The organism is Pseudomonas sp. H2_D02, assembly GCF_054677635.1.
Map to the genome: position 1 here is coordinate 704740 of NZ_CP162816.1, position 22399 is coordinate 727138.

The 22399-nt window shown below is 59.4% G+C and carries 21 protein-coding genes; 18 read left to right on the top strand and 3 right to left on the bottom strand.

The genetic code is table 11. The features are described 5' to 3' along the window. Position 1 precedes the first annotated feature (1 nt). From atpD to AB4N42_RS03220, 9 genes are all read left to right on the top strand, one after another. Positions 2–1378 (top strand): F0F1 ATP synthase subunit beta, encoded by a 1377-nt coding sequence (gene atpD, locus AB4N42_RS03180; RefSeq protein ID WP_003187186.1) that lies wholly within the window; start codon positions 2–4, stop codon positions 1376–1378. 45 nt (positions 1379–1423) lie between these two features. Next, entirely contained in the window at positions 1424–1849 is a 426-nt protein-coding gene (locus tag AB4N42_RS03185; RefSeq protein WP_030139035.1) for a F0F1 ATP synthase subunit epsilon, read from the top strand. Positions 1850–1963: 114 nt separating this feature from the next. Further along, complete coding sequence (gene glmU, locus AB4N42_RS03190; protein WP_460115858.1) at positions 1964–3331, top strand: bifunctional UDP-N-acetylglucosamine diphosphorylase/glucosamine-1-phosphate N-acetyltransferase GlmU; 1368 nt, start codon at positions 1964–1966, stop codon at positions 3329–3331. Between the two features lie 210 nt (positions 3332–3541). Next, positions 3542–4318 carry a DeoR/GlpR family DNA-binding transcription regulator gene (locus AB4N42_RS03195; RefSeq protein ID WP_030139037.1) on the top strand — a complete coding sequence of 259 codons (777 nt, stop codon included), beginning with the start codon at positions 3542–3544 and terminating at the stop codon, positions 4316–4318. Position 4319: 1 nt separating this feature from the next. Further along, a complete protein-coding gene (glmS, locus tag AB4N42_RS03200) occupies positions 4320–6152 on the top strand; it encodes a glutamine--fructose-6-phosphate transaminase (isomerizing) (RefSeq protein ID WP_323154762.1) in 1833 nt (610 codons plus the stop codon). A 521-nt stretch (positions 6153–6673) separates the two neighbouring features. Further along, positions 6674–7645 (top strand): tripartite tricarboxylate transporter substrate binding protein, encoded by a 972-nt coding sequence (locus AB4N42_RS03205; protein ID WP_030139039.1) that lies wholly within the window; start codon positions 6674–6676, stop codon positions 7643–7645. 75 nt (positions 7646–7720) lie between these two features. After that, a complete protein-coding gene (locus AB4N42_RS03210) occupies positions 7721–8194 on the top strand; it encodes a tripartite tricarboxylate transporter TctB family protein (RefSeq protein ID WP_030139040.1) in 474 nt (157 codons plus the stop codon). Between the two features lie 9 nt (positions 8195–8203). Beyond that, complete coding sequence (locus tag AB4N42_RS03215) at positions 8204–9724, top strand: tripartite tricarboxylate transporter permease (protein ID WP_030139041.1); 1521 nt, start codon at positions 8204–8206, stop codon at positions 9722–9724. A gap of 125 nt (positions 9725–9849) precedes the next feature. After that, positions 9850–11283: an FAD-binding oxidoreductase gene (locus tag AB4N42_RS03220; protein WP_198796143.1), complete on the top strand. Its 1434-nt coding sequence runs from the start codon at positions 9850–9852 to the stop codon at positions 11281–11283. A 121-nt stretch (positions 11284–11404) separates the two neighbouring features. On the opposite strand, the gene AB4N42_RS03225 is transcribed toward AB4N42_RS03220, so the two are convergent. Further along, positions 11405–12112 carry an NUDIX hydrolase gene (locus AB4N42_RS03225; RefSeq protein WP_030139046.1) on the bottom strand — a complete coding sequence of 236 codons (708 nt, stop codon included), beginning with the start codon at positions 12110–12112 and terminating at the stop codon, positions 11405–11407. Next, positions 12102–12659 carry an adenylyltransferase/cytidyltransferase family protein gene (locus AB4N42_RS03230; protein ID WP_030139047.1) on the bottom strand — a complete coding sequence of 186 codons (558 nt, stop codon included), beginning with the start codon at positions 12657–12659 and terminating at the stop codon, positions 12102–12104. The genes AB4N42_RS03225 and AB4N42_RS03230 overlap by 11 nt, the downstream gene beginning before the upstream one ends. Before the next feature lie 180 nt (positions 12660–12839). Between AB4N42_RS03230 and AB4N42_RS03235 the strand changes: the two genes are divergently transcribed. The 4 genes from AB4N42_RS03235 to nudK are packed head-to-tail and all read left to right on the top strand — an operon-like array spanning position 12840 to position 16198. Continuing rightward, on the top strand, positions 12840–13487 hold the full coding sequence (locus AB4N42_RS03235) for a nicotinamidase (RefSeq protein ID WP_460115859.1): 648 nt from the start codon (positions 12840–12842) through the stop codon (positions 13485–13487). 9 nt (positions 13488–13496) lie between these two features. Continuing rightward, a complete protein-coding gene (gene pncB, locus AB4N42_RS03240) occupies positions 13497–14726 on the top strand; it encodes a nicotinate phosphoribosyltransferase (protein WP_030139049.1) in 1230 nt (409 codons plus the stop codon). A 1-nt stretch (position 14727) separates the two neighbouring features. Beyond that, a complete protein-coding gene (gene nadE / locus AB4N42_RS03245) occupies positions 14728–15561 on the top strand; it encodes an ammonia-dependent NAD(+) synthetase (protein WP_460115860.1) in 834 nt (277 codons plus the stop codon). Between the two features lie 40 nt (positions 15562–15601). Further along, positions 15602–16198, top strand: coding sequence for a GDP-mannose pyrophosphatase NudK (nudK, locus tag AB4N42_RS03250; protein WP_198796146.1), 597 nt, complete (start codon positions 15602–15604; stop codon positions 16196–16198). Here nudK and ftrA read toward each other — a convergent pair. Next, on the bottom strand, positions 16195–17190 hold the full coding sequence (gene ftrA, locus AB4N42_RS03255; RefSeq protein WP_323154757.1) for a transcriptional regulator FtrA: 996 nt from the start codon (positions 17188–17190) through the stop codon (positions 16195–16197). The two genes, nudK and ftrA, sit on opposite strands and share 4 nt — an antisense overlap. Positions 17191–17542: 352 nt before the next feature. Between ftrA and AB4N42_RS03260 the strand changes: the two genes are divergently transcribed. The 5 genes from AB4N42_RS03260 (at position 17543) to AB4N42_RS03280 (ending at position 22398) form a co-directional block, all read left to right on the top strand. Then, a complete protein-coding gene (locus AB4N42_RS03260) occupies positions 17543–18766 on the top strand; it encodes a cation:proton antiporter domain-containing protein (RefSeq protein ID WP_217860709.1) in 1224 nt (407 codons plus the stop codon). A gap of 32 nt (positions 18767–18798) precedes the next feature. Next, the gene (locus AB4N42_RS03265; protein WP_030139054.1) at positions 18799–19593 is read left to right on the top strand and encodes a HalD/BesD family halogenase; all 795 of its coding nucleotides are present in this window, start codon (positions 18799–18801) and stop codon (positions 19591–19593) included. 84 nt (positions 19594–19677) lie between these two features. Further along, positions 19678–20424, top strand: a complete 747-nt coding sequence (locus AB4N42_RS03270) for an iron-containing redox enzyme family protein (RefSeq protein WP_198796149.1) — start codon at positions 19678–19680, stop codon at positions 20422–20424. Beyond that, the gene (gene rarD, locus AB4N42_RS03275) at positions 20421–21350 is read left to right on the top strand and encodes an EamA family transporter RarD (RefSeq protein ID WP_198796150.1); all 930 of its coding nucleotides are present in this window, start codon (positions 20421–20423) and stop codon (positions 21348–21350) included. Before AB4N42_RS03270 ends, rarD begins: the two co-directional genes overlap by 4 nt. Before the next feature lie 58 nt (positions 21351–21408). Next, a complete protein-coding gene (locus tag AB4N42_RS03280) occupies positions 21409–22398 on the top strand; it encodes an aspartate-semialdehyde dehydrogenase (RefSeq protein WP_460115861.1) in 990 nt (329 codons plus the stop codon). The last annotated feature ends 1 nt before the right edge of the window (position 22399 follow it).

Genomic DNA, 22399 nt, shown 5'->3' on the forward strand with positions numbered 1-22399 from the left:
TATGAGTAGCGGACGTATCGTTCAAATCATCGGCGCCGTTATCGACGTGGAATTCCCACGCGACAGCGTACCGAGCATCTACGACGCCTTGAAGGTTCAAGGCGCCGAAACCACCCTGGAAGTTCAGCAGCAGCTGGGCGACGGCGTGGTTCGTACCATTGCGATGGGCTCCACCGAAGGCTTGAAGCGCGGTCTGGACGTCAACAACACTGGCGCAGCCATCTCCGTACCGGTCGGTAAAGCGACCCTGGGCCGGATCATGGACGTACTGGGCAACCCGATCGACGAAGCTGGCCCGATCGACACCGAAGAGCGCTGGGGCATTCACCGTCCTGCGCCAACCTTCGCTGAACAGGCCGGTGGCAACGAGCTGCTGGAAACTGGCATCAAGGTTATCGACCTGGTTTGCCCGTTCGCCAAGGGCGGTAAAGTCGGTCTGTTCGGTGGCGCCGGTGTTGGCAAGACCGTAAACATGATGGAACTGATCCGTAACATCGCCATCGAGCACAGCGGTTATTCCGTGTTCGCCGGTGTGGGTGAGCGTACTCGTGAGGGTAACGACTTCTACCACGAGATGAAGGATTCCAACGTTCTGGACAAAGTGGCACTGGTCTACGGCCAGATGAACGAGCCGCCGGGAAACCGTCTGCGCGTAGCCCTGACCGGCCTGACCATGGCCGAGAAGTTCCGTGACGAAGGTAACGACGTTCTGCTGTTCGTCGACAACATCTACCGTTACACCCTGGCCGGTACCGAAGTATCCGCACTGCTGGGCCGTATGCCTTCGGCAGTAGGTTACCAGCCGACCCTGGCTGAAGAGATGGGCGTGCTGCAAGAGCGCATCACTTCGACCAAGCAAGGCTCGATCACTTCGATCCAAGCGGTATACGTACCAGCGGACGACTTGACCGACCCGTCGCCAGCGACCACCTTCGCCCACTTGGACGCCACCGTCGTTCTGTCCCGTGACATCGCTTCCCTGGGTATCTACCCAGCGGTAGACCCACTGGACTCGACTTCGCGCCAGCTGGACCCGAACGTGATCGGCCAGGAGCACTACGACACCGCTCGCGGCGTCCAGTACGTGCTGCAGCGCTACAAAGAGCTGAAGGACATCATCGCGATCCTGGGTATGGACGAGCTGTCGGAAGCCGACAAGCAGTTGGTAAACCGTGCTCGTAAGATCCAGCGCTTCTTGTCGCAGCCGTTCTTCGTGGCTGAAGTCTTCACCGGTGCCTCGGGTAAATACGTTTCCCTGAAAGACACCATTGCTGGCTTCAAAGGCATCCTCAACGGTGACTACGACCACCTGCCAGAACAAGCGTTCTACATGGTCGGCGGCATCGAAGAAGCGATCGAGAAAGCCAAGAAACTGTAATCCCGGCGCCCGGCAACGGGCGCTAATTTAGGTTGAGGCAATCAGATGGCTATGACAGTCCATTGCGATATCGTCAGTGCGGAAGGGGAAATCTTCTCCGGTCTGGTCGAGTTTGTGGTTGCGCACGGTGAGCTGGGTGATCTTGGTATCGCCCTGGGTCACGCACCGCTGATCACCAGCTTGAAGCCAGGTCCGATTACTCTGACCAAGCAGGGCGGGGACAGGGAGGTGTTCTACATCTCCGGTGGTTTCCTCGAGGTTCAGCCGAACATGGTCAAGGTTCTTGCCGACACCGTGCAGCGTGCTGCCGACCTGGACGAAGCCTCTGCTCAGGAGGCCGTCAAGGCCGCCGAGAAGGCTCTGCATGAAAAAGGCGCGGACTTCGATTACGGTTCTGCTGCCGCACGTCTGGCCGAGGCCGCAGCCCAGCTGCGTACCGTCCAGCAGATCCGCAAGAAGTTCGGCGGCTAAGCCGTCTGCTTTCTGTGCGATTGATTAAAAAGGGTAGCCTCGGCTACCCTTTTTCTTTTTCCGATACTCATCATCTGGTCGCAGCCGCTGACCACCCAGGATTGGTAGCCAGTCATGTCTCTCGAAATCGTTATTCTCGCGGCCGGTCAGGGCACCCGCATGCGTTCGGCGCTGCCCAAGGTGTTGCATCCGGTCGCCGGCAATTCCATGCTCGGTCATGTTATCCACAGCGCGCGGCAACTTGATCCACAGCGCATCCATGTGGTGATCGGCCATGGTGCCGATGCGGTGCGTGAGCGCCTGGCGGCGGATGACCTGAATTTTGTGCTGCAAGACAAGCAACTAGGCACTGGCCATGCGGTGGCCCAGGCTGTACCGTTCATAACGGCTGATACGGTGCTGATTCTCTACGGTGACGTGCCGCTGATCGAAGTCGAAACGTTGCAGCGCTTGCTCAAGCATGTCGCGCCACGGCAGCTAGGTCTGTTGACGGTCGAGCTGGTTGATCCGACTGGCTACGGCCGCATCGTGCGCAACGCAGAAGGCCAGGTCACGGCGATCGTCGAGCAGAAGGACGCCAACGAAGCCCAGCGCGCCATCACCGAAGGCAACACCGGGATTCTCGCCGTGCCGGCTGAGCGGCTGGGTGACTGGATGAGTCGCCTGTCGAACAACAATGCCCAAGGCGAGTACTACCTTACCGATGTGATCGCCATGGCCGTTGCCGATGGGCTGGCCGTCGCCACCGAGCAACCGCTCGATGCCATGGAAGTGCAGGGCGCCAACGACCGCCGGCAACTGGCCGAGCTGGAGCGCCATTATCAATTGCGTGCTGCCCGTCGCCTGATGGCCCAAGGCGTGACCCTGCGTGATCCGTCTCGTTTCGACGTACGTGGTGAAGTCAGCGTGGGTCGCGATGTGGTCATCGACATCAACGTCATCCTCGAAGGCAAGGTTGTCATCGAGGACGACGTGGTCATCGGCCCGAACTGCGTCATCAAGGACAGCACCCTGCGCAAAGGCGTGGAGGTTAAGGCCAACAGCCACCTTGACGGTGCGGTCATGGGGGAGGGCAGCGATGCTGGTCCGTTTGCCCGCCTGCGTCCCGGTACCGTGCTGGAAGCCCGGGCGCATGTGGGTAACTTCGTCGAGCTGAAGAATGCGCACCTGGGCGAAGGCGCCAAGGCCGGCCACCTGACCTACCTGGGTGACGCGGAAGTCGGTGCCCGCACCAACATTGGCGCTGGGACCATCACTTGCAACTACGACGGCGCCAACAAGTGGAAAACCGTTTTGGGTGAAGATGTGTTCATTGGTTCCAACAACTCCCTGGTGGCGCCTGTGGATATCTCCAGCGGTGCAACCACGGCAGCCGGTTCGACCTTGACCCAAAATGTGGATAAAGGCCAATTGGCAGTCGGACGCGCCCGTCAGCGCAACATCGACGGCTGGAAGCGGCCGGAAAAGATCAAGAAGCCTTAAAAGTTATCCACAATCCCTGTGGGAGCGGGCTTGCTCGCGAAGGCGTTGGGTCAGTAACGAACTATTCGGCTGACCCAACGCCTTCGAGAACAAGCCCGCTCCCACATTCGATTTGCGTAATTTCTGAATTTTTCTCCGGGCGCCTTGACGATATCGCTTCAATAGGTTTTGATTGCTTACGTTATCTTTCGAATCGAAACTTAAGCCGCCATGTCAAAGCGCAACACACCACAGCGTCGCCACAACATCCTCGCCTTGCTTCAGGAGCAGGGCGAAGTCAGCGTGGATGAACTGGCCAAGCGCTTCGAAACCTCCGAAGTTACGATTCGCAAGGATCTGGCCGCCCTGGAAACCAACGGCCTGCTGCTGCGTCGCTACGGTGGCGCGGTGCCGATGCCCCAGGAGTTGGTGGCCGACAGCGCCCAGACCGTGTCCAAATACAAACAAGCCATCGCCCGGGCCGCGGTCAAGCGGATCCGCGAGCATGCGCGCATCATCATCGACAGTGGCAGCACCACTGCCGCCATGATCCCTCAGCTTGGCAATCAGCCGGGGCTGGTGGTGATGACCAATTCCCTGCATGTCGCCAACGCCTTGAGCGAACTGGAGCACGAGCCGGTGCTGCTGATGACAGGTGGCACCTGGGATCCGCATTCGGAATCGTTCCAAGGCCAAGTCGCTGAGCAAGTGCTGCGCTCCTATGACTTCGACCAGTTGTTCATCGGTGCCGACGGCATCGATCTGGCGCGTGGCACAACCACCTTCAACGAACTGCTGGGCCTGAGCCGTGTAATGGCTGAGGTCGCGCGCGAAGTGATCGTGATGGTGGAGGCCGACAAGATCGGCCGCAAGATCCCCAATCTGGAACTGCCGTGGAGCAGCGTCCATACCTTAATTACCGATGATCGCCTGCCCGTGGAGGCACGCGATCAGATCCAGGCCCGCGGCATCAATGTCATCTGCGCGTCTGTCAGCCAGGAGAAATAGCATGTGTGGAATTGTCGGCGCCGTTGCTGAACGCAACATCACGGCCATCTTGCTTGAAGGCCTCAAACGTCTCGAATATCGCGGCTACGACAGTGCCGGCGTAGCGGTTTTTACCAATGATGAGAAGCTCGCGCGCATGCGTCGTCCGGGCAAGGTCAGCGAGCTGGAACGGGCCCTGGATGCCGAGCCGCTGATCGGTCGCCTGGGCATCGCCCACACCCGCTGGGCCACCCATGGCGCGCCGTGCGAGCGTAACGCCCATCCGCATTTTTCCGGCGACCTGGCGGTGGTGCACAACGGCATCATCGAGAATTATGAAGCCTTGCGCGAACAGCTCAAGGCGCTCGGCTATGTGTTCACCTCGGACACCGACACCGAAGTCATCGCCCATTTGCTCGCCCACAAGCTCAAGGATCTGGCGGACCTGACCGTGGCGCTCAAGGCCACGGTCAAGGAACTCCATGGCGCCTATGGCCTGGCGGTGATCAGCGCCAGACAACCGGATCGCCTGGTCGCGGCCCGCAGCGGCAGCCCGCTGGTCATCGGCCTGGGCCTTGGCGAAAACTTCCTGGCCTCCGACCAACTGGCGCTGCGCCAGGTCACTGACCGCTTCATGTACCTGGAAGAAGGCGATATCGCCGAGATTCGCCGCGACAGCGTGCAGATCTGGGACCTGAATGGCAAAAACGTCGAGCGTGAAACCGTCCAGTACCGCGACGGCGCCGAAGCCGCCGACAAGGGCGAGTTCCGCCATTACATGCTCAAGGAAATCCATGAGCAGCCGGCCGTTGTGCAGCGCACCCTCGAAGGTCGCCTGAGCCAGGATCAAGTGCTGGTCCAGGCCTTCGGCCCGCAGGCTGCCGAGCTGTTCGCCAAGGTCCGCAACGTGCAGATCGTTGCCTGCGGCACCAGCTATCACGCCGGCATGGTCGCGCGTTACTGGCTCGAGGAGCTGGCGGGTATCCCGTGCCAGGTCGAAGTCGCCAGTGAGTTCCGCTACCGCAAGGTGGTGGTGCAGCCCGATACCCTGTTCGTGACCATTTCCCAGTCCGGCGAAACCGCCGACACCCTGGCTGCCCTGCGCAACGCCAAGGAATTGGGTTTCCTCGCCAGCCTCGCAATCTGCAATGTCGGCATCAGCTCGCTGGTGCGTGAGTCCGACCTGACGCTGCTGACCCAGGCCGGTCGTGAGATTGGCGTGGCGTCGACCAAGGCGTTCACCACGCAATTGGTGGGCCTGCTGTTGCTGACCCTTTCCCTGGGCCAGGTACGCGGCACGCTGGCGGAGGGCGTCGAGGCCAAGCTGGTAGAAGAACTGCGCCGCTTGCCGGCTCGCCTGGGCGAAGCCTTGGCGATGGACAGCACCGTGGAGAAAATCGCCGAGCTGTTCGCCGAGAAGAATCACACCCTGTTCCTGGGTCGTGGCGCGCAATTCCCGGTGGCGATGGAGGGGGCGTTGAAGCTCAAGGAAATCTCCTACATTCACGCCGAGGCCTACCCGGCGGGTGAACTCAAGCACGGCCCGCTTGCGCTTGTGGATAACGACATGCCGGTCGTCACCGTGGCGCCGAACAACGAGCTGTTGGAAAAGCTCAAGTCCAACCTGCAGGAAGTGCGCGCCCGTGGCGGCCAATTGGTGGTTTTCGCGGACGAGAAGGCGGGCATGACCAATGGCGAGGGAACCCATGTGGTGCACATGCCACATATCCACGACATCCTGTCGCCGATTCTTTACACGATCCCGCTGCAGTTGTTGTCCTACTACGTGGCTGTGCTCAAGGGCACCGACGTGGACCAGCCGCGTAACCTGGCAAAATCGGTAACGGTTGAATAACGGCGTCGCGCGCGGGCACAGACGCTCAACCTGACGGTTGGCGCCTGGCCCACTGACCAAACTAACCCCCTGAATTCCGGGGGTTTTTTATGGCCGCGAGAAAATGGGTTTCGCCGTTTGGATCAGCAAGGAAATCCGAATTCGAGCTTTTTACTCAACCCTGTTCGTCGTATTCACGGTGAGTCGCGGAATAACTGCGTTGACAACATGGGGTAGAGGTGATGATATCCAGTCATACGACAACGTATGACATCAAAATAATAAAAACTAAAAGGTGCAGCCATGTCTCCTGCATTTGCCACCCAGAGAGTATGCAGTCCTCCGGTCCCACGCTTTAACGCCGTGCGCCGAGTACCTTCTTTCTTATCCGAGGAGTCCCGAGCGGGCTCACAGCTACTACCGAACGCCTCGCTTCCCACACCCAAGCACTTTCGCCTGTCCCATCAGGCGTTACCACCGGGCGTGTCCGTTTCTCGTTCAGCTTCAATCCCCCAATGAATGGCAGCACCCGGAGAACAATAATGAAGAAAACACTCTGCGCCTCTTTGATCGCCTCGTTTCTGAGCCTCACCGCCGGCACCGCAATGGCCGCCGACGCCAGCAACTGGCCAAGCCGTCCGGTGCAAGTGGTGGTGATCGCCAACGCCGGCGGTGACACCGATTTCAACGCACGGATGATGGCCAAGTACTTCACCAAGGTCACCGGCAAGACCATGGTCGTCACCAACATGGCCGGTGGGGGCGGGACGATTGCCGCCGATGCGGTCAAGAGCGCGGCGCCGGACGGCAATACCATTCTGTTTACTCACACCGGCCAATTGATCGTCAACGAGGTCGCGGGGCTGTCCGAAGACCGTTTCGATGCGTTCGATATCTCCTGCATCGCCGGCGTCGACAAAGGCGCGGTGTTCGTCTCGGCGAAAAGCTCGGGTATCGACACCCTCGACCAATTGGTCGAGAAGGCCAAGGCCAAGCCCGGCACCATTACCTACGGCACCGAGATGGGCAACTTCTCGCACCTGCAAGGCTTGATGTTCGAGAAGCTCGCCGGCGTGAAACTGAAAATGGTCGACAGCGGCACCGTGTCCGAAAAAATCGTCGCCTTGCTGGGCAAGCGCATCGATCTGGGCGCCATCAGCTATGGCTCGGTCCAGGACTACATCTCCAGCGGCAAGATGAGCGCCCTGGGCCAGCCCAACGCCGAACGCAACGCGCTGCTGGGCGACGTCAAGACCTTCAAGGAGCAAGGCGTCGACCTGGTCCTGGACAAGCCTTACGTCGTCGCTTTCCCGAAAGGCACCGACCCGGCCATCGTCAAGAAAATGGCCGATACCATGAAGAAAATCACCGAAGAGCCGGAATACGCCGAGGAGCTGAAGAAGTCGTTCAAGCAGCCGGTCAGCTTCCAGGGCACCGAAGAAGCCATCGCCACGTTGAACAAAACCCGCGACAACTTCATGCAGTTCAAGGACGAGATGCGTAAAGCCAAATAATTTTGCGTAACGGTTCGGGCGCGTGCCGCGCTGGCAAGCGTCCGAACCCCGTCCTTACCCGCTAAAGGAGCCTGTATGGATTCCTACAAGAGAAACGAGCTGATCGCCGGCCTGGCCATGCTCGGCGCCGGCGTGGCGTATCTGGTCCTGACCATGAACCTGCCGCGTCGTGGAACGATCGATGCCGCGTTTGTGCCTTGGGTGCTCGCCGTCTCGTTGTGCCTGTTGGGCGCATTGCAATTGTGGATGTGGCGAAAGCTGCCGGATAAACGCGCCGAACCCGCAGAAAAGCCAGAGGCGATTGATTACCCAACCGTGTTCAAAACCCTGGCATTGGTGCTGCTTTACACGGCGCTGATGGAGCCGGTGGGTTTCCTGATCACGACCGCGCTCTATCTGTATGTCCAGTTCATCGTGTTGACCCCTGCGGAACAGAAGGTCAAGCACCTGCGCTACGCGTTGATCGCTGTCGTCTCGGCGGTCCTGATTTTCTACATCTTTCGCCATGGCTTCGACTTGCTCCTGCCTGTCGGTTTATTGGATTTCTAGGGGACGGCCATGATTGAACTCATGCAAACAGGCTTCGCAGCCGTACTGACACCCTACGTCTTTCTCCTGATTACCCTCGGCGTTGCGGTGGGGATCGTTTTCGGTGCGGTGCCCGGGCTCTCGGCCACCATGGCGATCGCGTTGTGCTTGCCACTGACGTATTCGATGGGACCCGGCCCTGGCCTGGCGTTGCTGGTGGCGTTGTTCGTTGGCGCCACCTCGGGAGGGCTGATATCGGCGATATTGCTCAACATACCGGGTACGCCGGCCTCCATCGCGACGACGTTCGATGGCTGGCCGTTGATGAAGCAAGGCCATGGCGTCAAGGCCCTTGGCATTGGCGTGGTGTTCTCGTTTCTCGGCACGATCTTCAGTATCGCGGCGCTGATGTTCATCGCCCCGATTCTGGCGGAACTGGCCCTGAGCTTTGGCCCGCACGAATACTTCTCCATCGCGATTTTCTCGCTGACATTGATCGCCACGCTGTCCACCGGCTCGCTGGTCAAAGGCCTGTTTGCCGGTGCCCTGGGTTTTGCCTTCTCCACCGTGGGTATCGCCCCGGTCGAAGCGATCCGTCGTTTTACCTTTGACCTGCCGAGCCTCAACGGCGGCTTCGCCATGCTGACCGTGATGATCGGTATGTTCGCGGTTGCCGAAGTGCTGAAGTTCGCCGAGAGCGCGCGCCTGAGCCACCGGGCCAAACCCCAGCACGTCAGCATGAAAGGCGTGAAAGGTTTTGGTTTCTCGATGAAAGAGTTTGTCGGCCAGTTGCCCAATGCCACCCGTTCTTCGTTGATCGGCCTGGGCATTGGCATCTTGCCCGGCATCGGTGCCGGTACGTCGAATATCGTCTCTTACATCGTGGCGAAGAAACGCTCCAAGACACCCGAGGAGTTCGGCAAAGGCAAGATCGACGGCGTGGTCGCCAGCGAGACGGCAAACAACGCTGGCATCGGCGGCGCGATGATTCCTTTGCTGACGCTCGGCATTCCCGGCGATACCACCACGGCGGTCATGCTCGGTGGCTTCATGATCCACGGCATCCAGCCCGGCCCCCTGCTGTTCATCAGCCAGGCGCCACTGGTCTACACGATCTTCGCCGCGCTGATCCTCGCTTCCGTGCTGATGCTGGTGCTGGAGTTCTACGGCCTGCGCATGTTCATCAAGTTGCTCGCGGTGCCCAAGCACATCTTGCTGCCAATTATCCTGGTGCTTTGCGTGGTCGGCGCCTTTGGCCTGAACAGCCGGATCTTCGATGTCTGGGCGGTGCTGCTGTTTGGCTTGCTGGGGTATGGGTTCGTCAAAAGCGGTCTGCCGATCGCACCGTTCATCATCGGTTTCATTCTCGGCCCGATGGCTGAAACCAACTTGCGCCGAGGCCTGATGCTGTCCGATGGCAACTTCGGCGGCTTCCTGACCAACCCCATCTCGGCGGGCTTCCTCATCCTGGCCGCCGCGTCCATTTCCTGGCATCTGGTGACGGTCATTCGCAACCGCAAAAGTGCTGCGATTGAACTGATGCGCAGCTAGCCCACCGCATTGGCTGCTGCAACGCGCGCCCGTGTTGCAGCCTTGGCCTTGGGCTGTCAGTGAGCGAGCTGGACGCCCGGCCAGCCAGGGTTCGGGCGGCTTCTGTAACGGTTGAGGAGAGAGGGATGTCTTCGTTGAACGATGAAGTGTTCCAGCGCATCGAGCGGGTGGTCGGGCAGGCAGGATGGGTGCGCGACCCCCAGCTGATGCAAGGCTATCTGACGGACTGGCGTAACGCCTATCAAGGCCAGGCCGCCTTGGTGGTGCGCCCGGCCACCACCGAAGAAGTGGCCGAGGTTGTTCGGATCTGCCACGACGCCCAGATTGCCTTGGTACCGCAGGGCGGCAACACCGGGCTATGTGGCGGCTCGATCCCCGATGCCTCTGGCAACCAAGTGGTGTTGTCCTTGACCCGGATGAAGCGCATCCGCGACATCGACCTGGCCAATGAAACCATTACGGTAGAGGCGGGGGTGATCCTGCGGCAGCTACAGGACGCCGCCAGCCAGGCCGGACGTTTGTTTCCGCTGTCGTTGGGGGCGGAGGGCAGTTGCACGGTGGGCGGCAATCTGGCGACCAACGCCGGCGGCACGGCTGTGCTGCGTTACGGCAACATGCGTGAGCTGACCCTAGGCCTGGAAGTGGTGCTGCCGGACGGTCGCGTCTGGAACGGTTTGCGGGGCTTGCGCAAAGACAACACCGGCTACGATCTCAAGCATTTGTTCATTGGCTCGGAGGGCACGCTGGGTATCATCACCGCTGCGGTATTGAAATTGTTCCCGGCGACCCACAGCACGGCGACCGCCTGGGTCGCGCTGCCTTCGCCTCAAGCGGCGGTGGACTTGATCGGCCATGTGCGCAGCCTGTGCGCTGATCGCCTGACAGGCTTCGAGATGATGTCGCGCCAGAGCCTGGATTTCGTCCTGGACCATGTGGCCGGCTGCACTGACCCTCTGGAAGCGAAACATCCTTGGTACGCCTTGATTGAACTGCGCGACACGGTCCCCGACGCCTCCTTGGCTCCGTTGCTGGAAAATGGCCTGGCCCATGCTTTCGAGCTTGGTTGGGTCATCGACGCGGTATTGGCCGGCAGCCAGGCACAGGCCGCGGCGCTGTGGGCGCTGCGCGAAGGCATTTCCGAAGCACAGAACCATGAAGGCCCCAGCCTCAAGCATGACATCAGCGTGCCCGTGAGCCGCATACCGGAGTTCATCGAGCGCACCGACCGCGCGCTGCAACAGGACTTTCCGGGCGTGCGCATCGTTTCTTATGGCCACATGGGCGACGGCAATCTGCACTACAACATCAGCAAGCCGATCGGCGACGCGGACGCCTCGTTCAAGGCGCGGGAACAGGCGATCATGCAGGTCATCTACCGGATGACGAGCACCTTCAACGGCAGCATCAGCGCCGAGCATGGCCTTGGGCAAGCCAAGCCTGAGGCGGCGGTTCGCTTCAAGGACCCGCTGGAGATCGAGTTGATGCGTGCTATCAAGCGCACGCTGGACCCGGCGGGGCTGATGAATCCGGGTAAGGTCTTTACTGCCGGGCTGGAGTGACTGAAGGTATTTCTTGATTATTCCCGCAATTATTAAAAAATAGTTTCATATGCTGCTGTGGATCAGCAGCAACGCAAACCACGAAGAAACTGGCGCAGTATTCACGCTTGCGCGCTAAGCGCTACTCCAGAAAACACCGGTCAAAAAGATAAACGCTGGCCGGTTTGAGATTTTCCACCGTGCGTTGCGGGCGGCCGCCTTCGCCGGCTTTTTTGCGGCCGGTTTCCTGCAGATAACCCGCCTCGGTCATTTTCAGCAGACGCTGGCGCATGCTGGTCTTGAGCACCGGACGACCGAGTACCACGGAGAAAATATCCACCGCTTCCGGCGCGCTGAATTCCGGGCCCAGGAACATCAACGGCAGGCTGCTGTAGAGGGCTTTGGACAGCAACCGTTCCTGGACCGCCGCCACCAGGCTGTTGTGGTCGAAAGGGAGTTTGATCGAGGCGTCTGCGACATCCTTGAGGGGAAAGAATCCCTGGTGTTCGGCGAGCTGGACCGTGTCGCTGAGAATCGCCAGGTAGAACGTCGAGGACGACCAGCAGCGCGGATCGCGGAACGCGTCGCCGACGGTGCCGACCTGTTCGATCCAGGCCAGCGGCATGCCGACCTTGCTTGAATTGCGCAGGCGCTCCACAGCGTCGTTCAGCGTGAGATCTTCGACGTCCCCATTGACCACGATCCCGGGCAACGCCCAATGGCCGGCGAACGGCTCGGCTTCCCGTCGGTTCAGGAGGATTTCCAGCGCCTGGGTCTCCCGGCAGAAGCGCAGCACACAAAGGTCGATGGTGTGCAGATAACCGCGCGCGGCGGCTGGGCTAGTGGGCATGTCGATTTCCGTGGGTAGCGTAAAGGTCATAGTTTAACGGGTTCATGCCCGGAGCCATCCAGTGGGTGGGCAGCGGCTTGCCCAAGGCCAGTCGTTCGCGAACCACCGTGCTGCGCACGTGGATCTTTTCCTCCACGCGAAGAATGGAAAAGCGCTCCAGCAATTCCTCACCTCGATAGAACGTCGGCAGCAAATCGGCGACATCCTGGCCCACCACCAACGCGATCCGCTTGCCGTCCAGAGCCAGGCTGTCGGCGAGGTGGGCGAGCAGGGTGTAGCTGTAGATGGCGCCTTCAACGCCACGGGCCACGACCTGTTCCACCCGGCTTGCGCGCACTTCGGCGCGGCACAGTGGTTGCACCTTTTCGACGATCGACTCCAGCCAGTTCAGGCGAACCTCGTAGTTGACCATTTGCTTGCCGTGGGGATGCCGGAAGCTGGGGACCACCAGCACGCGTCTGGCAAAGCGTGAGGCCTCGATCATTACTTGAGCGTGGCCGGCATGAGGGGGATTGAAGGCGCCGCCATACAGGGCAATCTCGAACATGGCTTATCCTCGATTGGTACATGACATGTACTCTATAGGCAAAATCCTTTTTATGTAAACCTGATTCTTCTAGTTGCTTTGCTTAAGCATGGAAGCTTGGCCAAAAATATTTTTCGTGCCTGGCTTGTCATGAAAGTACATCACATATACTCTCGTGACCATGAAGAGGAGAAACCCAGCATGAACAGCCTGATCCGGAAAACCGCTTCCTTCGATGTCGATGCGCAAAAGAGCTTCACACCGCTGTGCCCTGACGAGCTTCCGGTGCCGGGCGGTGACCAGATTGCCGGTGAGCTGAATTTCATCGCGTCCCTGGCCAGCCTCCGCGTCGGCAGCAAGGACGCCCATTCGCCCCTGGCCCCTTGGGTGGTCGCCGACCACACACAAATGTTCGTGCCGACCGGGCTCGAGCACGCCGACATCACTTGGGTCAGCCACTGCGTTCCCGGCACCGAAGGTTTCGCCCTGCTGGATCAATTGCCGACGCCATACGACTACGACTATTTCGTCTGGAAGGGGGTAGAGCCGGATTTGCACCCGTACGGCGCCTGCTACCACGACCTGCACGGCAAGTTGTCCACCGGGGTGATCGAGTACCTCAAGGCCCAGCCTGTGGAGCAGGTCATAGTCGGCGGGCTGGCGCTGGATTTCTGCGTCAAGACCACCGCCCTGCAACTGGCCGCCGCTGGCTTCAAGGTGATCGTTCACCTCCCGGCCTGCCGGGCCATCAGTGAGGAGGGCGCCATTCAAGCCATCCAGGACATGCATCAAGCAGGCATCGCGGTGGCCGCGACGCGCGAAGAAACCCTCCGCCAGGCAAACGCATAAGGAAGAGACATGGACAGTGCATTCGATACAACCAGCGGCACCATCCAGAGTCTTCTGGACACCGACTACTACACCTTCACCATGATGCAGGCGGTCTTGCACCAGCACCCGAATGTCGAGGTGGAATACCAGTTCATCGTCCGCTCCAAGGAGCGGCTCGGTCACCTGATCCCGGATATTCGTGTCGAACTGGAGAAACTCGCCGGGTTGCAACTGCGCGAGGGGGAGCAGCGGTTTCTGTTCAACAAGCGTTTCCGTGAGTACCTGACACCGGACTTCGAACAGTTTCTCGGGCTGTTTCGCTTCAATCTGCGCTACATCCACGTTTCGGAGGTCGACGGCCAACTGCACATCCGCGTCCGTGGTCCGATGCTGCACTGCATCATGTTCGAGCAGCCGGTATTGGCGATGGTCAGCGAACTGCGCAATCGTGAGAAGTATCCCGAAGTCGAGTTGGCCGACGTCACCCGCAAGCTGTACCAGAAATTCGAATGGCTGGAGAAAAATGCCAGCCGTGAAGAACTCGCCGAGTTTCGCGTTTCAGACTTTTCCACCCGTCGTCGGCTGTCGTTCCGGGCCCAGCGGGAAGTGGTAAATGTCATGCGCAGCGATTTTCCTGGGGTCTTTGTCGGCACCAGTAACGCGCACTTGGCTTACGAATTCGATCTGCCCCTGATCGGCACCATGGCTCACCAGTGGCTGATGGTGCACCAGCAACTCGGACGCTTGCGCGAGAGCCAGAACGCGGCGTTGGAAAACTGGGTGCACGAGTATCGCGGCCGCCTCGGTATCGCCCTGACGGACTGCATCAGCACCGACTTTTTCCTCAAGGATTTCGACCTGTATTTTGCCAAGCTCTATGACGGCCTGCGCCAGGATTCCGGTGACCCGATCGTCTGGGCTGACAAGGTGCTGGGGCGTTACCAGGAACTGGGTATCGACCCGCGAACCAAGGACCTGATGTTTTCCGATGGCCTCAATTTCGAAAAATGCCTGCCGATCCTGCGTCACGTTCGCGGCAAGGCCAAGTTCGGTTTTGGCATGGGCACCAGCCTGGCCTGCGATGTCGACGGTGTCGAACCGCTGAGCATCGTCATGAAGCTGGTGCGGGTCCACGGCGAGCCGGTGGTGAAGTTCTCCGATGATCCGATCAAGAACGTCTGCGAGGATGCCTCGTTTCTGCGGTACGCCGCCCAAGTGTTCAACGTTGCCCTGATCAATCCACAGTTGGGAGCTTGATATGACATCGTTTCTGCAAGAACGCATTGCCCAGGAACTGGGCATCGACCGTCAACTCACTCAGGGCGGCGAAGCCAGCGAGATCGCCCGCCGCGTCGAGTTCATCAAGCAGGTCCTGCGAGAATCCGGTTGCCAGTCCCTGGTCCTGGGGATCAGTGGCGGCGTCGACTCGCTCACCGCCGGCCGCCTATGCCAATTGGCGGTGGAGCAACTGCGCAATGAAGACTACGCGGCGCGATTCATCGCCGTCCGGCTACCGTACAAGGCCCAGGCTGACGAGCAGGACGCCCAGGCGTCCCTGGACTTCATCCGGCCGGACTTGATCACCATCAGCAACATTGCCGCGTGCGTTGACGGCTTGATGGGCAGCATTGCCATCGATGGCTTGCAGCCTTCGGCCGAACTCACCGACTTTGCCAAAGGCAACGCCAAGGCCCGCGCCCGGATGCTGGCGCAATACGCCATTGCCAATCTGAGCAACGGATTGGTGGTCGGCACCGATCATGGGGCGGAGGCGGTGATGGGCTTTTTCACCAAGTTTGGCGACGGCGCATGCGACCTGGCACCGCTGTCCGGGCTGACCAAGACCCAGGTGAGACTGCTGGCCGACGCGATGGGCGCCCCGGCGCACCTGGTGCGCAAGGCGCCGACCGCTGATTTGGAAGACCTGGCGCCCGGTAAGTTGGATGAAGTGGCGTATGGCTGCAGCTACGAGGAAATCGATGCGTACCTGATGGGCGAAGAAGTGTCGCCGCAGGCGCAGCAGATCATTGAACGCGCTTACCTCAAGACAGCCCACAAGCGAGCACTGCCTCGCGTTCCGGTATCGTTGTAATAGGTTTAAATAGGGGCTTTGGTCTCGAACGGAGTGGAAAATGACCCAGGCAAGCAGCATCAAGGACCGCGTACGTATCAAGCAGGTCGAGGTCCTCTCGGACAATTGGTACATCCTGCGCAAGACCACTTATGACTACCTCGGCCGCAACGGCCAATGGCGCGAGCTGACCCGCGAGACCTATGACCGCGGCAACGGCGCCACCATCCTGCTTTACAGCAAAGCCAAGCAGACCGTGGTGTTGACCCGGCAATTCCGCTTCCCGGCGTTCGTCAACGGGCACGACGGCCTGTTGATCGAAACCTGCGCCGGCCTGCTGGACAACGATGATCCGCAGACCTGCATCCGCAAGGAAACCCAGGAAGAAACCGGCTATGTCGTCCAGGACGTGCGCAAGGTATTCGAGGCGTTCATGAGCCCGGGCTCGGTGACCGAGCGGATCCATTTTTTTGTCGGTGAATACTTCGACGAAGACAAGCAGCACGAAGGTGGCGGGCTTGAGGCCGAAGGGGAAGAGATCGAAGTGCTGGAGATGCCGCTCGACCAGGCCCTGGGCATGATCGAGACCGGCGAAATCTGTGACGGCAAGACCATCATGTTGTTGCAGTACGCCAAGTTGCATCGGTTGCTGGATTAGCAGTTGGCTGCCCAGGCCGCTTGCTTGCTGATTTCATCGCTGCCAAATCTCTCACGGTAGGCCGAGGGAGCCAGGCCCACCGCGTTGCGAAAGGCTGCGCGGAAACTTTCCACTGACCGATACCCACAGGCGTGTGCGATACCGGCGGTGTTTTGATCGGTGCTTTCCAGCAGCTCGCGAGCGCGGTTCAGTCGTTCCTGCTGAAGCCAGGCCTTGGGCGACAGTCCCGTGGTTTCAATGAAACGCCTCAAAAAGGTTCGTTCGCTCATGGCCACGCGAGCCGCCATGTCAGCCACGCTCAACGGTTGGTCCAGGTGCTCGCGGATCCATTGCAACACGCGCGTCAGCTCGTTGCGCGGTGACTTGCACACCGGGGCGACGATGAATTGCGACTGGCCGCCGGTTCTCTGTGGCGCCATTACCAAGCGTCGGGCCACCGAGTTGGCGATGTGCGTGCCGAAATCACGAGCGATCAAATGCAGGCAGGCGTCGATACCGGCGGCACTTCCGGCTGAGGTGATCACCTGGCCGGAATCGACGTAGAGCACATTAGGGTCAACCTTGATGTTGGGGAATCGTTCGGCCAGTTCCTTGGAAAATTGCCAGTGCGTGGTAGCGGTTTGTCCATCGAGCAGCCCTGTGGCGGCGAGCACGAACACCCCCGAGCAGATGGACAGCAGGCGTGCACCGCGGGCATGGGCTCTTGCAAGGGCTTGCAAGAGCGCTTCGGGGGGCCGCTCATAACGGTTGCGCCAACCAGGGACGATGATGGTCTGTGCGGTTTCAAGCTCTTCCAGACCCGCGTCGACGGAGATTTGCAATCCTCCCAGCGCACGCATCGGCCCCTCGTCGACGGCAACGATGCGGTGGGTATACCAAGGGACGTCCAGTTCTGGGCGGGGTAGCCCGAAGATCTCGAGGGCGATGCCGAATTCGAATACGCAAAGGCCCTCATAGACGAGGATGGCCACTGTTCCAGGAAGAGCATTCATTTGGCGTAAATTCACCGTTTATTGTCGTCTGCTGCACTGTAGCGGACAGTCCCCTGCCCCTACAATCGCTGCCAGGCAATCAGGAAAACCAAGACGGCTGCACCCCACAAAGGTGATCGCCGCATTACCGGTACCCCACCCCATCGCACCGGTAGAGGATTGTCACTTCCAGATTTATTCCTGCTTCAACAGAATTCGATTCGTACGGACAGGCCAAGTGCGCGCATCTTATTGAGTTCTGTTACGGACGCTGTTAACGGATAACGGCGTTGAAGGAGTTGTGAGTTGTAACCGGATTAACCTGGACGTTGTAAGGGAAAGGACTATGTTGCTGATCCAGATAGTGTTTGTCATGTTGTCAGCAAAACTCCTGGGTGCCGCGCTCAATCGCTTGGGGCAGCCACAGGTTGTTGGAGAAATGATTGCCGGTTTCATGTTGGGCCCCGTTGTACTGGGCCAGTTGTTTCCCTCCTTCCATCAGCAACTATTCGATAGCAGCGCTATCACCCAGCTCAAAGTCCTGAGCGAGTTGGGCATATTGTTGTTCATGTTCGTCATTGGTGCCGAGTTTCGTTTCCCATTGAAACAGAGCAAGACCGGCTTCCATGCCATGGTCATCGGCGCCTTCAGCATTGTCATCCCTTTTTCCCTCGGCGCCGCGATAGCTCCCTGGCTGTACGAACATTTCGCCAGCACCGGGACGTCTCGGTTGGCCTTTGTCTTGTTCATAGGCACCGTGTTTTCCGTCACCGCTTTTCCGGTACTGGCGCGGATCCTCAAGGAACGCGGCATGCTCGGTACGCAGACCGGTGCGATCGCCTTGCTGGCCGCCGCCATGAGCGACGTGGTCGCCTGGATGTTGATTGCCGCTGTCGCGATGGTGAACGGTCAGGACAGTGACTGGATGGCCCTGGTCGTCCGGGGTGGTTGCCTGTTACTGCTGGTGGCCTTTTCGTTCCTGGTGCTCAAGCCCCTCTTGAACCGTTGGCTCGCCGCCGAAGGAAAGCTTGCGCAACCGATGGTGCTCGTGGCGTTGCTGGCTGGTGTGATGATCTATGGCAGCCTGACCCACGCGCTGCAAGTGCACGCCGTATTTGGTGCCTTCCTGTTCGGCCTGTGCTTGCCGCGTGACCAGCGTTTGCTGGACATGATCATCGAACGGCTGGAGCACGTATCGCTGATCATACTGATGCCCTGTTTCTTTGCCCTGGCCGGCTTGAGCACCACCTCGTCGGCGTTCACCGGGCTTGGGGCCTGGGTGCTGCTGGTGATCCTGCTCGTGGCTGTCACTGCGAAGATATTCGGCAGCGCGCTGGGCGCTCGGCTTGTGGGTTGCTCCTGGTCGACGTCGCTGAGCATCGGTGCACTGATGAACACCCGCGGCCTGATGGAACTGGTCGTGCTCAAGATCGGCCTGGACATGGGCATCATCGGCAGCGAGCTGTTTACCGCCCTGGTGGTCATGACCATCGTCACGACGCTGATGACCGGTCCGCTGATGAATCTGCAAGAAAAGAAAATCTTTCCGGTACGCAACTCGTCGACTCCGAGTGCGTTGCCTCCCGTGGATTTGTAACACCGACCGATAACAATGGAATGGAGCGATAAATGAGCGAACAAACGTCCAGCTTGGTTATTGAAGTAATGGAGCAGCAACTGGCCAAGCATTTCCAGGCTCTTTTGCAGGATGAAAACCGGATGAAGCAGATTCGTAATGAATTTCGCCGCGACGGTTACTTCAACTTCAAAAACTTTTCCTTTCTGCCGAAAAGGATTTTGGAAAATGTTCATGCCGAAGTTCATGCGTTATTGGACGAGTATTCGGTGCGCCGCGATGTGACGGTTCCATCCACCGGTAATACCTACCGCAAAATGTATAACGTCAACCAACCGGAGATCGCCGAGGGCGGGACGTTCATTCCCGCGCTTTATCAATCCGAGTCGCTGCGTAAGTTCTTGGGCAATATTGCCGGCGACGACTTGGCGTCCTGCTGGGAGCAGGAGCAATACCTGATCACCAAACTGAGCCACCCGGGCGATACCCATGGCTGGCATTGGGGTGATTACCCGTACACCATGATCTGGATCATCGAGGCGCCCGAGGACCCGGCGATCGGTGGCGTGCTCCAGTGCGTGCCGCACAGCGAGTGGGACAAGCAGAACCCGCAGATCTGGCAGTACATCCTCAACAACCCGATCAAGTCGTATCACCACCTCAAGGGTGATGTGTATTTCCTCAAGTCGGATACCACGTTGCACCACGTGGTACCGATCCAGCAGGAAACCACTCGGATCATTCTCAACACATGCTGGGCCAGTGCCCATGACCGGCGAACCGATGTCGCCCACGAAAGTATCGAAGTGATCTGGGATACCAAGGCCAGGACCACCGAAGAGGCCTGACGGCGAGCGGCCGGGCGGATGGGTGTCCGCCCGGTTTCATATTTGGAAAATCAACGTTGCCCCCGGGGCTCAAGGAAGCAGGCCATGTCCATCACTCAAGAAACGTTTCAATCCGAAACCGCCTATGTCGTACGCAACGAAGGCGTCGATCTGGAGCTCAAGTTGTTCATGGATGAGCAGATCGAATACATCCTCAAGCATCGCGCGACCGAGCACCCATTTCTGAACGCCTATGCCGAGCACGGTCTGCCGCCGGAGCAAAGCCAGGTGCTGTACCTGGAAACCCTGCACTACTTCAAATACCTGCCGTTCTATGTTTGTGGGATTTCCACCATCACCCGTGACGAGGCAGTCCTTCGCACCATCGCCTTCAACGCTCGCGATGAACTGGGGGAAACCCATTCCCATTCCGACTTGTACCGCAAGTTCCTGCACGACAAGGGCATCAGCGAGGAGCAGATCGAGGCCTACAAGTGCCTGCCCAGCACTCAGGCGTTGAACGACGGCATTTGCGCGCTCTACAGCAAACCGCCATTGCAAAAGGCACTGGGTGGCTTGTTCGCCGACGAGGCGATGTCCGCATCGATGGTTTCCAAATACAACGATGGCTTGATCAAGGAAGGCGTCAGCGAACGCGGCCGGTTCTTCTGGACGCTGCACATGGAAGTCGAAGTCGGCCACTCCAACGCAGTGTTCAACGTCATGGAAAAACACCTGCAGACGCCGCAAGAGCGTCGTCTGTTCGCCGAAGGCATTGAACAGTACCTGCACCTGATGGAAGTGTACTGGGATGGCATCGAGCGCAAACTCAACGCTGGAGGACGCCAATGACTGCCCAGAACGAATCCGGACAAGGCGTCGCCTTCGGGCTCGGCGCCACGCTGCTCTGGGGCTCGTACCCGCTCTGGTACAAGCCGTTGGCCGGGCTCGATGCCTATCATCTGCTGTCCTGGCGGGTGGTGTTCGCCGAGTTGTTTCTCCTGGCACTGGTGTTGTTGACCGCGCGGGTCGGGACGTTGCGCGCTACGCTCAAGACCGTTCGCCCGGCCAATGTGCTCACGGTGTCCGCGGTGTTGGGGCTTTGGTGGCTGATGTACATCTACGGGATCATGACCGGGCGCGTACTGGAGGTGGCCTTCGGCTATTTCCTCAGCCCGATCATGAGCATGGTGGTGTCGCGGGTGATCTTCAAGGAGCGTCTCACGGCCCTGCAAACCTGGGCGATCTTCCTCGCCGTCACAGGCGTGACATTGATGGCGTTCGAGCTGCTGAACCTGCATTCATTCCCATGGATCGCGCTGGTGATCGGCTTCTGCTATTCGTTCTACGGCATCTTCAAGAAAAAGGTACCGGGTGATCCGGTGGTCATCCAGACGCTGGAAATTGCCGTGCTGCTGCCGTTCGCGGCGCTGTTCCTGGTGTGGGCTCAGGCCCAGGGCCAAGGGCACCAGTTCCTGCAGTCGGGTACTCGCGATCTGCTGTTGGTCGCGACGGGTCTGATCACGGTGTTGCCTTTGTGGTGGTACAGTCTGGCGGCCAAGCAGCTGTCGATGATCACGCTGGGCTTCTTGCAGTTCGTCCCGCCAATTTGCAACTTCCTGTTGGCGGCATTCGTTTATGGTGAACCGGTCTCGTCGTTGAAACTGGCGGCGTTCTCGTTCATCTGGCTGGCGCTTGCGTTGTTTACCTTGAACTCCATCCGGGTCCAGCGTGCAGCGGCGGCCGCCAGGTTGTCCGTGCAAATGCGTACGGCATGACATACCCGCCTGCGCCGTCTCGAGGCGGCGCGGGTTTTTTCAGGATAAGGGAATCGAAATGAAGAAAGTCGCCGTGGTGGGTTGCACCGGTGCAGTGGGCATGACCATGCTGCAATTGCTTGAAGATACCGACTACGAGGTGGTCTGCATGGCCTCTGAACGTTCGGCCGGCAAGCGCTTGAAGGCTGGTAGCACCGACCACCTGATCGAGCCTTTTTCGGTCGAAGGCTGCGCCTCGTGCGATATCGTCTTCCTGTGTGTTTCCGGGGCGTTTGCCCTGGAATATGGTGAGCGACTGGCTGAAAATTCCTACGTTATCGATAACTCCTCGGCTTTTCGCTATCACCCGAATATCCCGCTGCTTGTACCGCCGATCAACGGTCAACGCTACAAGGGCGAAAAACTGATTGCCAATCCCAACTGTTCTTCGGCCATCGCACTCATGGTGCTGGGACCGCTGCACGACGCATACGAGCTTGAAAGCGCGATCATTTCCACTTACCAGGCCGCCAGCGGTGCGGGCCAACCGGCCATGCTGGAGTTGCGTGAAAAGGCCAAGGCGTTCAGTGACTATGGCGATCAGGACGGCAGCGAAAACTTCGCCCACAACCTGGCGTTCAACGTGATCCCTCAAGTCGATTCGTTTGAAGACAACGGTTATACCCGCGAAGAGATGAAAGTGGTCTGGGAACTGCGCAAGGTCCTGGACGAGCCGGAGCTGGCCATCAGCACGACGGCGGTTCGGGTACCGACCCTGCGTTCCCACGCCGAGAGCCTGAGCCTGCGCTTCAGGAAGCCGGTGCAATCACTGGCCCAGGTGCGTGAACTCCTGGCGGCTGCGCCAGGTGTCGAGGTGGTGGATGAACCCAAGCAAGGCGTTTATCCGATGCCCATGACCTCGACCTATAAGCACGCCGTGGAAGTAGGACGGATTCGCTACAATCTGATCTACGGCGATCACGGGCTGGATCTGTTTATCAGCGGCGACCAGTTGCTGCGAGGCGCGGCACTGAACGCGTTCGAAATCATGCAATTGGTCAATGACTGAT